This is a genomic window from Paenibacillus ottowii, from assembly GCF_006874425.1.
Taxonomy (GTDB): Bacteria; Bacillota; Bacilli; order Paenibacillales; family Paenibacillaceae; genus Paenibacillus; species Paenibacillus ottowii.
On sequence record NZ_VIJZ01000002.1, the window covers coordinates 523,679 to 537,397 of the forward strand.

General features: G+C 47.6%; 12 protein-coding genes. 1 reads left to right on the forward strand and 11 read right to left on the reverse strand.

The features are described 5' to 3' along the window. Window positions 1-37: 37 nt before the first annotated feature. The 8 genes from rpoZ to FKV70_RS06715 all read right to left on the reverse strand — a co-directional run bounded on the left by rpoZ (window position 38) and on the right by FKV70_RS06715 (window position 9,151). Complete coding sequence (gene rpoZ / locus FKV70_RS06680) at window positions 38-241, reverse strand: DNA-directed RNA polymerase subunit omega (protein ID WP_013371850.1); 204 nt, start codon at window positions 239-241, stop codon at window positions 38-40. Window positions 242-362: 121 nt separating this feature from the next. Then, a complete protein-coding gene (gene gmk / locus FKV70_RS06685) occupies window positions 363-935 on the reverse strand; it encodes a guanylate kinase (RefSeq protein ID WP_013371851.1) in 573 nt (190 codons plus the stop codon). Window positions 936-949: 14 nt separating this feature from the next. Continuing rightward, window positions 950-1,210 carry an extracellular matrix/biofilm regulator RemA gene (gene remA / locus FKV70_RS06690; RefSeq protein WP_005548256.1) on the reverse strand — a complete coding sequence of 87 codons (261 nt, stop codon included), beginning with the start codon at window positions 1,208-1,210 and terminating at the stop codon, window positions 950-952. Between the two features lie 55 nt (window positions 1,211-1,265). Then, entirely contained in the window at window positions 1,266-2,153 is an 888-nt protein-coding gene (locus FKV70_RS06695) for a YicC/YloC family endoribonuclease (RefSeq protein WP_142612182.1), read from the reverse strand. A 35-nt stretch (window positions 2,154-2,188) separates the two neighbouring features. Continuing rightward, window positions 2,189-4,075, reverse strand: coding sequence for a bifunctional homocysteine S-methyltransferase/methylenetetrahydrofolate reductase (locus FKV70_RS06700; protein ID WP_142612183.1), 1,887 nt, complete (start codon window positions 4,073-4,075; stop codon window positions 2,189-2,191). A 154-nt stretch (window positions 4,076-4,229) separates the two neighbouring features. Then, window positions 4,230-5,255 (reverse strand): hypothetical protein, encoded by a 1,026-nt coding sequence (locus FKV70_RS06705; RefSeq protein WP_063213629.1) that lies wholly within the window; start codon window positions 5,253-5,255, stop codon window positions 4,230-4,232. Window positions 5,256-5,413: 158 nt separating this feature from the next. Continuing rightward, on the reverse strand, window positions 5,414-6,244 hold the full coding sequence (dapF, locus tag FKV70_RS06710; protein ID WP_142612184.1) for a diaminopimelate epimerase: 831 nt from the start codon (window positions 6,242-6,244) through the stop codon (window positions 5,414-5,416). Between the two features lie 108 nt (window positions 6,245-6,352). Next, on the reverse strand, window positions 6,353-9,151 hold the full coding sequence (locus tag FKV70_RS06715) for a calcium-translocating P-type ATPase, SERCA-type (protein ID WP_064796307.1): 2,799 nt from the start codon (window positions 9,149-9,151) through the stop codon (window positions 6,353-6,355). Between the two features lie 229 nt (window positions 9,152-9,380). On the opposite strand from FKV70_RS06715, the gene FKV70_RS06720 reads away from it, so the two are divergent. Then, on the forward strand, window positions 9,381-11,129 hold the full coding sequence (locus FKV70_RS06720) for an Rqc2 family fibronectin-binding protein (protein WP_142612185.1): 1,749 nt from the start codon (window positions 9,381-9,383) through the stop codon (window positions 11,127-11,129). Between the two features lie 94 nt (window positions 11,130-11,223). Here the strand turns inward: FKV70_RS06720 and FKV70_RS06725 are convergent, their stop codons facing one another. From FKV70_RS06725 to FKV70_RS06735, 3 genes are all read right to left on the reverse strand, one after another. Next, window positions 11,224-12,093, reverse strand: a complete 870-nt coding sequence (locus tag FKV70_RS06725; protein WP_142612186.1) for a PHP domain-containing protein — start codon at window positions 12,091-12,093, stop codon at window positions 11,224-11,226. 1 nt (window position 12,094) lies between these two features. Beyond that, window positions 12,095-13,051 (reverse strand): selenium metabolism-associated LysR family transcriptional regulator, encoded by a 957-nt coding sequence (locus tag FKV70_RS06730; RefSeq protein ID WP_142612187.1) that lies wholly within the window; start codon window positions 13,049-13,051, stop codon window positions 12,095-12,097. A gap of 202 nt (window positions 13,052-13,253) precedes the next feature. After that, complete coding sequence (locus FKV70_RS06735) at window positions 13,254-13,691, reverse strand: hypothetical protein (protein ID WP_013371860.1); 438 nt, start codon at window positions 13,689-13,691, stop codon at window positions 13,254-13,256. Window positions 13,692-13,719: the final 28 nt, after the last annotated feature.

Below are 13,719 nucleotides of genomic sequence, written 5' to 3' on the forward strand. Positions count from 1 at the left end.
TGGCATTGCGCCTGGCTATAATGATTGTCTATAATTCTTATTCTTCTTCGCCGCTTTCAAGTAAAAGATGATCTGCATAGATCTCTTCCAGAGCTACCCCAACCTGTTTGTGAGATTTAGGACTTTTCAAGCTCGTCTTTTCGCCCTCACGCAACTGTCTAGCACGGCGTGATGCCGCTACAACCAGCGAATATTTACTATCTACCTTTTTCATCATTTCATCAATGGAAGGATACAGCACGAATAGACACCTCTTCATGTAGTTTTAAGCTGTATAAGCTGAACTCCAGTGTACACCTTCAAGCTCAGCTTATACAGTATTATTTCTCTTTAAATACGCCTGATATATGTAAAGCCCTCGCTTAAGGTCGAACCTTACAATGTTCGGCGATAATAATGGATTCTATTCGTTTACAAGCGAAATCAATCTCATCATTGACAACCGCATAATCATAGTGACGCAACAGATTCATTTCGTCCACAGCTACCGACATACGATGATCAATGGTAGCTTGAGTTTCTGTGCCACGCCCACGAATTCTATCCTTTAATTCATCCAGTGAAGGCGGAAGCAGGAATATGAAAATACCTTCAGGGAACTTTTCTTTAACCTTAAGCGCACCCTGAACCTCTATTTCCAAAAAGATATCTTTGCCCTGGGCAAGCGTCTGGTCTACAAAATCACGTGGAGTGCCATAGTAGTTACCTACATACTCTGCATACTCCAGCAATTCATCCCGTTCAATCATGCCTAAAAATTCTTCACGTGTTTTGAAAAAGTAGGTCACTCCATCCTGTTCGCCCGAACGAGGTGTCCGAGTCGTAGCAGATACGGAATACGTTATCTCAGGTAGCTTTTCGCGCAATGCATTGCCTACCGTCCCTTTACCGACACCCGAAGGTCCGGATATTACAAATAATAATCCCTTAGCCATAGTACACTCCATTTTTATTCGTCATTGTCATCATCTTTAGTGGATAGGCGATGAGCGACCGTCTCCGGCTGCACCGCAGACAGGATTACATGATCACTATCTGTAATAATAACAGCCCGTGTCCGGCGGCCATAGGTAGCATCAATTAACATATGACGGTCCCTGGCTTCCTGTATAATCCGCTTGATCGGAGCAGACTCCGGACTGACGATGGAGATTATTCGGTTGGCCGACACGATATTGCCGAAGCCAATATTGATCAGTTTGATTGCCATATTCAGGTCTTTCCCCCTATACATTGACTATTGCAGCCGTGCCGCTACCAGTTAGCTACTCAATATTTGCAGCCTGCTCACGAATTTTTTCAAGCTCTGCTTTCATCTCGACAACCAAATTAACCAATGTGAGATGATTAGCCTTGGAGCCGATCGTGTTGACTTCCCTGTTCATTTCCTGGATTAAAAAATCTAATTTGCGACCGGCCGGCTCGTCCGACAGCAGCAACCTTTTGCACTGTCCAAAATGACTTTGAAGCCGGGTAAGCTCCTCATCAATATTGCTGCGATCTGCGAATAACGCAATCTCCATTCCGAACTTATGTTCATCAAGCGTAAATGAACCGTCCTGAAGCTCTTTAAGCCTATGCTTCAGCCTGTTACGGTAGTCGCTCACAACATGAGGAGCCAACACCGTCATTTCCTGATGAAGGGATTCCAGACGTAAAATACGGGATTCCACATCCTGTGCCAAATGCCCGCCTTCTCGCCTTCTCATCTCCAGCAAGCCTTGCAAAGCCTCGTTCAAAGCTCGCTGTAGCTGCTCTTCCCAGTCCTCTTCGTCTCCATTGCGAGCCTCTCCAGGCTCACCCAGAACATCCGGCAAAGTGAGGATATCACTTATACCTAGTGTTCCTTTCACGCCATAACGATCCGCCAGCTGCTCCGCTGCACGCAGGTAAGCCTGCACCACAGTGTCATTCAACCGTGCGGCGGGTATCTGTTCTTCATCACGTTCCCTGTGGATGAATACATCAATACGACCGCGTTTAATCTGCTGTTGAACCGTTCTTCTCAAGCTATCTTCATAACGAGTCCATTCGCGTGGAATTCTCATCATCACTTCACAGTAGCGGTGATTGACCGATTTCAATTCCAAGCGCACTTTATACCCCTCATAATGTAGAATAGCTTGACCGTATCCGGTCATACTCAATGACATCGGCATCACATCCATTATACTATTGTAATTGATTATTATAGTCGAAACAAGGGGGCCAGTGCTCGGCCTGATTTTTGCCATACATATGAAGTCAGCTCAGCCGTCATTTCATAGAACATAAAAGGAGTCATCAAATAGATCCCATTAAAATGTTCCATGGCCGTATCTAGCAACTCCTTGGCAATGGACACACCCATTGCTCGTCCTTCCGAGCCCTCCAGCCCCGACATACGTGCACGCACCTCATCGGATAACTGAATACCGGGCACTTCATTGTGCAAGTATTCTGCATTGCGGCCACTAGCTAGCGGCATAATACCGATAAAAATCGGTACCTCCAAATGCCGCGTCTCTTGTGCGATGGCTGTAATCAGCTCGGGATCGTAAACGGGCTGAGTCATAATATAATCGGCCCCGGAGGCAATTTTCTTCTCCAGCCGCTGTACAGCTTTACCCAAGTGCTTAACATTCGGATTAAAAGCAGCACCCACCACAAAATTAGCTTTCTGCTTCAGCGGCTTACCGGAAAATGCGACACCATCATTTAGTTGCTTGATCATGCGTATGATTTCAAAAGATGTCATGTCATACACCGAACTGGCACCTGGTAAATCACCGAACCGCGCTGGATCTCCAGTAACCGCCAGTACATGATCAATACCCAGTGCGTCAAAACCCATCATGTGGGATTGAGTACCAATCAAATTACGGTCACGACATGCGATATGAATTAATGGACGCAAGCCTGTTTCAATACTAACCAGATGCCCAAGCGCCATGTTGCTCATACGAGTAACTGCCAGCGAATTGTCAGCAAGTGTAAGTGCATCAGCCCCAGCTTTCTTCAAAACATGCGCACCTTGCATAAACCGGGTAATGTCGAGATCTCGCGGAGGATCCAGCTCTACAATGACCGTATGCCGTTCCTTCACTAGATCCACAATGTTGGGGTCGCTGGCATGTCTGCCATTTCCCCGTCCCCCTTCATTTGCTGTCTGCTCCACCACATGAATGGACTCTGTCGACAGAGCTTCTATTGAAGCCAACGGGGGCGGTTGCACATTATTTAATGCTTTGGAAATAGCAGCAATATGGTCCGGTGTAGTTCCGCAGCAGCCACCTATCAGCCTCGTGCCAAGATCTACAAAGGATGTGGCGCATTCTCCGAAATATTCAGGTGATGCACCATATACATAGTGACCATCCACATAATCTGCTAATCCCGCATTCGGATATACGGACAACGGCATAGACAAGGGACCGTCCAACTGCTCCATTACACTCATAATTCCCTGCGGACCGGAGTGACAGTTAAACCCGAGGATGTCAGCCCCTTCATTGCGCAGGGTCGAAAAGGCTTCTGCCATTAAGAAACCATCTTGGGTACGACCAACCTGATCGACCGCAAATTGACAAATTACCGGAATATCACTGTATTTACGTACACTGTGAAGCGCAATGCGCATTTCGTCTAGTGAGTAAAACGTTTCGCATAAAATGCCGTCAACCCCTTCGGACAGAAGGGCATCAATCTGCTGCTCGTAGTTTCTTGACAGCTCCAGCTTGGATATATTAAGACGTTTGCCTCCGCAGATGGAACCCACCGCACCTACTACATAATGTTCAGGTCCGGCCGCAGCCTTGGCAATTCTCACACCAGCACGATTAATCTCTTCTACCTTGGATTCCAATCCAAAGCGAGCCAACTTATAATCATTTGCAGAGAACGTATTCGTCTCTAGCAATCGTGCTCCTGCATTTAAATACTGACCATGCACGTCTGATATGACATCAGGCGAAGTAATGTTCAGTTCTTCGTAAGATGTATTTACTGGAAATCCTAGCTGGTATAAAAAAGTACCCATAGCGCCGTCTCCGATAATAATTTCACGATTCAGCACAGTACGCAAATCCGGTTTCATGTCCTCTGCTCCACCCCGCTCTTTATTTTCATACTAATGTAACATAAAGAGACTACAAACATAAGCCAAAAACAAAAAAAGCTGCCTCACGTCCCGACAATATAAATCAGGAGTGAAGCAACTTGATTGGTCATTTTCTATTTTCACTACATTTTCATAGCATTTTCCCATCAGATGAATGGAGAGAGAACTCATAAAAGGACCCTTTTTTATTCACTTTAGCCACAATAGAATCCGTCCCCTTTTGCTGTCTGAAAAACGTATATTGATTTCCCTGGACTTTTACTTTGTAGCTAGACAAATTGATATTAAACAACAACTGAGCCTTGGGCTTGACCAGCTTTAATGCTTCTGCGGCGGTATATTTGGGGTTTGCAAAAGACTTTTTGAAATCCGCGTCATCACTCCAGTCCATCCCAGATGTGGATACGGCTAGCACTTTACCTGTTACTGCACCAATCTTAACCTCACTGGCCTCGCTTGCATCCTCAAACGACCAATAAGAACGCCCATTCTTCTCATCCTTATACCGTGAGGCATGCTGTACTGTGATTCGCTGTCCACTCACCCGCTTAAATGTGTTCACTGCACGATTCAGTATCACAGGGTCCACCTGCTTCAGCGCATAGTCCGCATTGATGGTAATACTATTACCCTGATCCACATCGACATACAATGAGGAAGCTTTTTCTCCAGTTCCCCAGAATACCCAGTAATTTGATGGCTTATTGGATTGATAGGGGGATTTAACCCGCCAGAATGCTTCGAATTGTAAGGGACGCTTGCTGTCAAACGCTTTGGCGCTGTTTAACACTTTTTCCTTAAGTGGAGCGTTCATCGCCTTCCCCAAACTACCTATTTTATAGCGTATGGTTGTAGAATCCACTCTGTTTTTCTCTTTATTATATTCTGTCTGCAGCGTAGCTGTCCCGTCCTCCAATTCACCCTCGACAATCCAGGTTTTTCCCATATCCGTCACATCGTCAAATTGAAATGCAGTTTTGGAACCGATAAGTTCTTGTACTGCTTTTTCTAAACGGCTTACGACTGTCGGAGTTAACGAGCCCACCTGCTTGTCCGTCGTTTCCGTGGACGCAGGAAAAGTCGCCGCTTGAACCGGAAGCGCGGTGGCTACAAGTATGAGGACTGCAATCGCTGAAATCCAATGAAATTTCCGCACTATGAACGGCCTCCTTCTCGTTTTCTCATTTTCTATATTATACATGGTTCAGACATCAAAAAAAGACAGAATCTCGCTTTGTTCACCATATTCCTAGTCAACAGCACCATAAAAGCTCAAAAAAAGAAGACCTGCTAAGGTCTTCTTCCCCCTCACTTCTATATACGACCTTCGAACACAATCTCAGCCGGACCTGTCATATAAATGTGATTATCATCCACGCTCCATTCGATATCCAGATCGCCGCCCTTCAGGCTTACGATAGCGCGGCGGTCACTGTATCCATTCAGTACAGAAGCAACAAGCGTAGCACAAGCTCCGGTTCCACAAGCTAGCGTAGGTCCAGCTCCCCTTTCCCATACTCTCATATCTATATGCTTCCGGCTTCGTACTGTGGCGAACTCAACATTAGTTTTTTTAGGGAACAACGGATGACACTCCAGCTTTGGTCCCCAGGCCTCCAGTTCAAAGCTAGGCGCATCCTCAACATAAATGACACAATGCGGATTTCCCATAGATACAGCCGTAAAGCGAAAGCCACTTCCTCCAGCTTCAATGGGCTCATTAATGACGCTAGTCAGATCCAGTGTAGTTGGAATTTTCAATCCTTCCAGAATCGGCTCTCCCATATCTACCTTCACCATACGTACAGTTCCGTTCTCTACAGTCAGTTCAACCTGCTGCACACCTGCCCCCAGTGTCTCGATTGTAATCTGTTCACGGTTGATGTGCTTATTGTCATACACGTATTTGGCAGCACAACGAATAGCGTTACCGCATTGCTCAGCCTCCGAGCCGTCCGAGTTAATGATGCGCATGCGAAAATCTGCCTTGTTAGACGGCAATATATATACCAACCCATCGGCGCCAATACCAAAATGTCGATCACATAGCCGAACAGCTAATTCCGCGGCGTCAGACGGCAATTCCTGATGCCCGTACCAAACGATAAAATCATTACCCAGACCGTTCATTTTAGTGAATTCCATAGCTTCCCCCCGCTGTTGCTGCTGATCTCATGCTCCACTTCGAAGCTTTGATCCCATAATATCATACAGGGCAAAAGCAGGAAAGCAATGTGATACGTGACTCGAATGCTAGGCTGAAAACTTTGTCCGTCCCGCTGAAAAGTGTGTATTTCCGCCGCGGCGACGGTTACGTCGACCGCCCCATACACTTCCCGCTCCCATCAGGAATGTTGGAATTCCAGCTGCGACAATAGATAGTGACCATTCACGCAAACCAAGTGGTACCGTTTTGAAAACAGGCTGCAGCATCGGCACATACATTACAACCAGCATTAGCACGATGGAGGACAGCACGGCGAGCACGAGATAACTATTTTGAAACGGATTACGATGGAAAACAGAACGGGAGCTGCGGCAATCAAATACATGAATTAACTGGGCAAGCACTAACGTAGCAAAGGCAACGGACTGCGCTTTAAGCAATTGCCCTGCATCATCTGGAGCAATCCGTAATGTCAACCAGAAGGCTGCAAGCGTACATAAGCCAATCAACAGACCGCGGCTAATGATTTTCCAGCCCAGTCGACGAGCAAAAATATTTTCCTTTGCGCCGCGAGGCTTATGCTCCATAAGATCCTTTTCCGGCTGATCCACACCCAGAGCCATGGCCGGCAAACCATCAGTCACCAGATTTACCCACAAAATCTGAATGGGTAGCAGAGGCAGCGGCAGCCCCGCCATCATGGCAAAGAACATCGTCAAAATTTCGCCAACATTGGAGGCGAGTAGATAACGAATGAATTTACGAATATTCTCGTAAATATTTCGTCCTTCCTCAATGGCCGCTACAATCGTTGAGAAATTATCGTCACTCAGCACAAGCGCAGCCGCCTCTTTGGTCACGTCTGTGCCTGTAATGCCCATTGCAATCCCGATATCCGACGCCTTGATCGCGGGTGCGTCATTGACGCCATCTCCGGTCATAGCTACGACATGTCCGCGTCTTTGCAGCGACTTGACGATTCTCAGCTTATGTTCCGGCGACACCCGTGCATACACGGAGACGGAATCAACAGCATTATCCAACGCCGTATCATCCATGAGAGACAGTTGCTGTCCTGTCAACACATGTGAGCCGCGTTGGAGAATGCCCAGCTGCTGTGCAATGGCCTCCGCAGTTGTACCATGGTCGCCTGTAATCATCACGGTGCGAATGCCAGCACGCCGGCACTTGCCAATGGCCTCGCGAACCTCGCGACGTGGCGGGTCAATCATGCCGGTCAGGCCAATAAAAATCAGTTGTGTTTCAGCTTCCTCAACCGTAGAGACACGCTCATGCGAGCGAACATCACGGTAAGCAACACCAAGTACACGCAGCGCTTCTGATGCCATACCTTCGTTGGCTGCCAATACTTTTTGGCGCAGCGTACCCGTTAACGGAACGACATTCCCTTCCCACAAAATGTAAGAGCACTGCCCCAACAAGACGTCCGGCGCTCCTTTGGCAAATACGATATGTCCCCCCTGGTGCCGTACGAGTACTGACATCCGTTTCCGATCCGAGTCAAACGGAAATTCTCGCTCCCGTGTGTACAGTTCATACAGCCCTTGGCGCGTGACTCCGCCCTTGGCAGCTAACGTGACCAGCGCTCCTTCTGTCGGATCACCTTTCAGCTCCCACACAGCGGCAGGTGTCGGCTCTTTAGTTTTCTTTTTCGAACGCAGCTCATCCATGTCGGCTTGAACAATTTCCGCATTATTACAAAGTACACTGGCTTGCAGCAATCTACGCAAGGATTGTCCGTTTTTAAGGTCGGCAGGAAGATCTCTGTCCATAATATGACCATGCGGGTCATATCCTTCCCCCGTAACTCCCCAGAATCGACCATCCAGCCATAGCTTAGTGACTGTCATTTTATTTTGGGTCAGTGTGCCCGTTTTGTCAGAGCAAATGACAGACGCGCAACCGAGCGTCTCTACGGAAGGCAGCTTGCGCACAATGGCCTTGCGTTTGATCATACGCTGTACACCCAAAGCGAGTGCAATGGTTACAATCGCGGGCAATCCTTCCGGTATAGCCGCCACGGCCAAGCTCACGCCGGCCAAAAACATGTTCATGGCTGGCTGACCATGCAAAATGCCCGCTACGACCACGAGCACGGTTAGCGCCAGCGCCACGATAATCAAAATTTTGCCCAATTGTTCCAGTCTGTGCTGCAACGGTGTCTCCTGCGACTCCGTATTTTCGATCAGGTCTGCGATCTTCCCCATTTCAGTACTCATGCCTGTACGAATAACCACGCCTTGTGCGGTGCCTCTGGTCATCATGGTGCCCATAAAACCGATGTTCTTTTGGTCCCCGAGAGGTACTTCGGCGGCATGAATAGGACGGGAATGTTTACTCACCGGAACCGATTCACCTGTCAGGGCAGACTCCTCGACATCACAGCCGTTTGTACTCAGCCACCTTACATCAGCGGGGATACGATCACCACTTTCCAGCAGCACGATATCACCCACGACCAGCTCTCTGGCCTGAACTTGTATTCGTTTGCCGCCTCGCAACACCTTGGCGGTTGGAGCCGAAAGCTGTCTTAACGCCCGCAATGAACGTTCAGCTCTGAATTCCTGCACAAAGCCGAGAATTCCATTTAATACAACGATAGCAATAATGGTAATTGCGTCCAAATATTCACCGAGCAGGCCAGATATCAGGGTCGCTCCCATCAATACAAGCATCATAAAATCCTTGAACTGGTTGAGCAGCAGCAAAAATGCCGAAACACGCTTGCCCTCGCTCAGCTCATTCCATCCCGTCCTTTCTCTTCGTTCCGCAATCTGTTCCTCCGAAAGACCCTGCTTCGGGTCGACTTCCAGACTAGTTGAAAGCTGTTCATTGCTTAATTGGTGCCAGTGTGCTTGTTCCATTCTCCCCAATTCCCTCCCGGTCAGATAGTCCGTTTCCGTCGGTTGTGCGTAGGATGGCTGCCCGTTATTATATTTTTTGCCGCGATTGCTGATATGCTGGACAGACTTTCTTGATTCAATCTATTCGGACAGGACTTGAAATATCACAAAGCCGCTTAAGTTTTGTCCCAAAGTTATGTATCATAGAAGGAAGGCGAAAATACATTTGCTTCAAAGGAGAACATACATTATGGCATTGGACGGAATCGTAACCCGCGCTATCGTACACGAACTGCAAGCGATCCGGGGCGGGCGCATTAATAAAATACATCAGCCAAACGAGCGCGATATCGTGCTGAACCTGCGGGCACAAGGCGGGAGTGTAAAGCTATTGCTGTCGGCTAATCCGACATTCCCGCGTGTACATTTTACAGAGCAGAGCTTTCTCAATCCGACAGAAGCACCCATGTTTTGTATGCTTCTTCGTAAACATTGTGAAGGAGGCATTATTGAGAACATCACACAGGTGGGCATGGAGCGCATTATTCATATGGATATACGTCAGCGTGATGAGCTGGGGGATATTTCATTAAAGCGGATTATTATTGAAGTGATGGGTAGACATAGCAACATTATTTTGCTTGACCCGGAAACAGGTATGATGCTGGATGGCATTCATCATGTTACCCCCTCTATCAGCAGCTATCGGGTCGTTATGCCGGGCTTTCAATACACGGAGCCTCCCGTACAAAATAAGCTGAATCCGCTAGAAGTCGAAGAAGCAGCCTTCATCTCCTCGTATCAAGCAGCCCTTGAGACCGAGGAAGCTCTCAAACGTTGGCTCGTGAACACGTTTACCGGACTTAGTCCGCTTATTGCTGAAGAGATACTGATCCGAGCGGCTAATGATGAAACATCTGGTGACAAGGATCGTCGACTGTGGAATACATTCAGTGACATGATGGATGACGTGCGGAATCATCGTTTTCAGCCAGTATCTGGACTAAATGCACAAGATAAAGTAATATTTTCAGCCATTCCACTGACGTTGATCCAAGGAGAGCGTAAGGAATACACGACCATCAGCGAGTGTATGGAGGACTTTTTCGGTGAAAAGGCAGAACGGGACACAGTTAAGCAAAAGGTTAGCGATCTGCTGCGGTTTCTGCAAAATGAGCGGAGTAAAAACGTAAAAAAACTCGACCATCTTCATCAGGATTTGGCCGAAGCGGAAGATGCCGATCAATTTCGGATTTACGGAGAGCTGTTGTTTGCTTCACTGCATGAGGTAAAAAAGGGGGACAAGGAAGTAACACTCACTAACTTTTATGACGAGGAACAGCGTGCGATCACCATTCCATTGGACCCGCTACTCCCCCCTTCAGATAACGCACAGCGTTATTTTAAAAAGTACAACAAATATAAAAACAGTCTGGCTGTTATTGACGAACAATTAGAGAAGACGCACGAAGAAATTCGCTATATGGACAATCTTCTTCAGCAGCTAGCCCATGCCTCTATCAACGATATTGAAGAGATTCGTGACGAGCTGGTTCAGCAAGGTTACCTCAGAGATCGAGTAAAAAAAGGAAAGAAAAAGAAGAAAAATGACCGTCCGACCTTGCACATATATACATCATCCGAAGGCATCGAACTGCTGGTCGGCAAAAACAATTTACAGAATGAATATGTGACCAACCGACTGGCCGGATCTAACGACACGTGGCTGCATACCAAAGATATTCCAGGGTCACACGTCGTTATTCGTGCCGAGAAATTCGGAGATGCGACGTTGGAGGAAGCAGCTCAACTGGCTGCCTATTTTAGTCAAGCCAAGCAGTCCAGCAGCGTACCTGTAGACGCCACCTTGATTCGACATGTACGCAAGCCCAGCGGCGCGAAGCCCGGCTTTGTCATCTACGATCATCAGCGTACGCTCTTTATCACACCTGATGAGGAACTGGTCAAAAAGCTGCCGAATCGTATCAAAAACGGCTAGCTTCCACCCACATATAAAATCCACAAAAAAAGCCCTTTGCCCGTTGCACGTACACTTCTTGTGTTCCATGCGGTAGGCAAGGGGCTTTTCTCAATTACTTTTGTGCAACAGCAGCCTTTCTCAATTCCTCAACAACCTGACCATCCACACTGCGGCTACCCAGATCACCGTGGAAAATCACACCTTGACGTGCACCGTGAAAATCCGATCCGCCCGTTGCGATAAGTCCGTAATGCGCTGCCATGGCAGTATATCGGCTCTCGACCTCAGCATCATGATCCGAATGTCGTACCTCCAACCCTACAGGCTTCGCTGCCTCTATTATGGAACGCACCAGTTCATCATTTCCATACAAGCCGGGGTGGGCCACTACAGGCACCCCTCCTGCTTCACGAATCCAGCTTATAGCCTCTGCAGGCTCTACACGAGGTACAGACACATATCCGGGGGTACCTTCTGCCAAGTAACGGTCAAATGCATCCCGCATATCCTTCGCGTAACCCTTTTGAACCAGCGTATCGGCCATATGCGGACGTCCAATGCTTTCATCCGGCGCCAGCGGTCTGCCCATCGTAGCCAACACCTCATCGAGCGTGATTTCCACGCCCAAGCTACGCAAGCGGCTCAGAATCAAATCATTACGAGTATCCCGCGCCTGTCTCAGTTTTTCCAACCGCTCCAAAAATACTTTATTTCGGTAATCCATAAAATAACCTAATATATGAATATCTTTGCCGCCAGCACGTGTGCTGATTTCCACACCCGGCACCACAGTCATGCCTATGCGTTTTCCCTCCTCCAAAGCTTCCTCCAGACCGGCCACCGTATCATGATCTGTGATAGCCACACCGGCCAGGCCCTTTTCCTTTGCCCAGCGTACATTATCCGCAGGTGATTGCATACCATCAGATGCTTGAGTATGTGTATGCAGATCATACCGTTGTGAATTCATCTGTTCCTTCATTTCACAAATTCTCCTCCTCTTTCATCTCCACAAGCTTGTCCTGTGATTCCGCAAATACGTCCATTTCCTGGTCATGACGACGCAAGTAAGACAGAAAAGTAACTACCGGAATCGGCAACAACGCTGATTTCAGATGAATTGCATAAAATTCTCGTTTGAAGGTAATATCTGATAGGTTTACAATTTTCAGCAATCCAAGTGCAACCTCATGTTTGACGGAAGAAGGTGACAGCATCGTAATCCCCAGCCCTGCTTCTACCGCTGATTTGACTGCTCCAGTGCTGCCCATCTCCATTACGATATCCAGTCGAGAAGCATCTGCACCACGACTTTTCAGCCCGTCTTCTATGACTTGTCGTGTACCAGAACCCTTTTCTCTGGCTACAAAAGGATGCTTGAATACATCTTCTAGCACTACTTTTTTAGCCTTAGCCAGCACATGTCCCGAAGGAACTATCAGCTTCAGTTCGTCCTGCATCACAGTTTCCACCACAATATCCGGGTGTTGAACTGGGGCCTCAATCAGCCCTAAATTCAATTGATGCTTTAGTATATCATCCATAATTTGAGTCGTATTCATTACATTCATGGCCATGCGTATGTGAGGGTACTCTTGACCAAACGGTCCCAGCATCCTTGGCACGATATACTCACCAATCGTTAGGCTGGCGCCTATATGCAATCTTCCCTCCAGCATGTGAGTAAAAGCAGACATCGCTTCGTCAGCTTCCCTGATCAGTTCCATACTTCTTTTCGCAAAAGGCAGTAATGTCGCTCCTGCCTCCGAAAGCTCAATTTTTTTAGTCGATCGGTGCAGTAGCTTCGTGCCAAAATAATCTTCCAAAGACTGAATTTGCATCGTCACCGCCGGTTGCGTCATGTGCAGCGCTTGCGCCGCCGCCGAGAAGCTTCCGCGCTCCGCTACGGTATAAAAAATGTGCAGCTGATGAAAGTTCATACGACAGCCCTCTCCCCTCTGATCTCCCTATCTTAACATAAGAAAAACGTCTGGCGAACAATTTCCGAGTAAACTTACCGAATTGGGGAGTTATATGTTTTGCAAAACAAAAAAGCATGCAGCTGATAACTGCATACTTCTACTCAAGTTCGACGGTGTCAATGAGCAGGCTTTCTAATGGAACCGCTCGCTAAATCACCGTTTATTTTTGCTTGCGAGTACTTTTCATCAGTGTCATGCGTCGCGAATGGCGTAGCCACGAATAGTAGGACTTCAAGTCCCTTAATTCGATCGTCTCCGACATCCGACCCAAAAAGGTAATGATAATCATCTTATGAAGCGGATTTCCTGCTATGTCCATCTCACCTGGCAATTCACCAAATTCGGCGACAACGACCAGATCACCATCAATTAAATATACATCCTCTTCATTATGATAATAGGACTCCATCCTGTTTTGCTTTAGGCACTCCCAAAGCCAGGCGGCGATATGATTCGTCTCGGACTGTTTCTGCTCTACCCGATCTAAATAACGTGTTTTCGCATGATTGGTAATCACGATATCGGCGACTTTCTTATCGCCCATCTCCACGTAGAACGGTTCGTATGTACTCCATCGCTGCATTGCCTTGTCACGCACGGGATCACTCTCCCCACCAGATAGGTCT

Excerpts from the sequence above, each read along its gene's own strand:
- FKV70_RS06700 (WP_142612183.1), bottom strand. The coding sequence starts at position 4,075 with ATGAAACCGGATTTGCGTACTGTGCTGAATCGTGAAATTATTATCGGA.
- FKV70_RS06730 (WP_142612187.1), bottom strand. The coding sequence starts at position 13,051 with ATGAACTTTCATCAGCTGCACATTTTTTATACCGTAGCGGAGCGCGGA.
- FKV70_RS06715 (WP_064796307.1), bottom strand. The coding sequence starts at position 9,151 with ATGGAACAAGCACACTGGCACCAATTAAGCAATGAACAGCTTTCAACT.
- dapF (WP_142612184.1), bottom strand. The coding sequence starts at position 6,244 with ATGGAATTCACTAAAATGAACGGTCTGGGTAATGATTTTATCGTTTGG.
- FKV70_RS06725 (WP_142612186.1), bottom strand. The coding sequence starts at position 12,093 with ATGAAGGAACAGATGAATTCACAACGGTATGATCTGCATACACATACT.
- remA (WP_005548256.1), bottom strand. The coding sequence starts at position 1,210 with ATGGCAATCAAACTGATCAATATTGGCTTCGGCAATATCGTGTCGGCC.
- FKV70_RS06695 (WP_142612182.1), bottom strand. The coding sequence starts at position 2,153 with ATGTCATTGAGTATGACCGGATACGGTCAAGCTATTCTACATTATGAG.
- FKV70_RS06720 (WP_142612185.1), top strand. The coding sequence starts at position 9,381 with ATGGCATTGGACGGAATCGTAACCCGCGCTATCGTACACGAACTGCAA.
- gmk (WP_013371851.1), bottom strand. The coding sequence starts at position 935 with ATGGCTAAGGGATTATTATTTGTAATATCCGGACCTTCGGGTGTCGGT.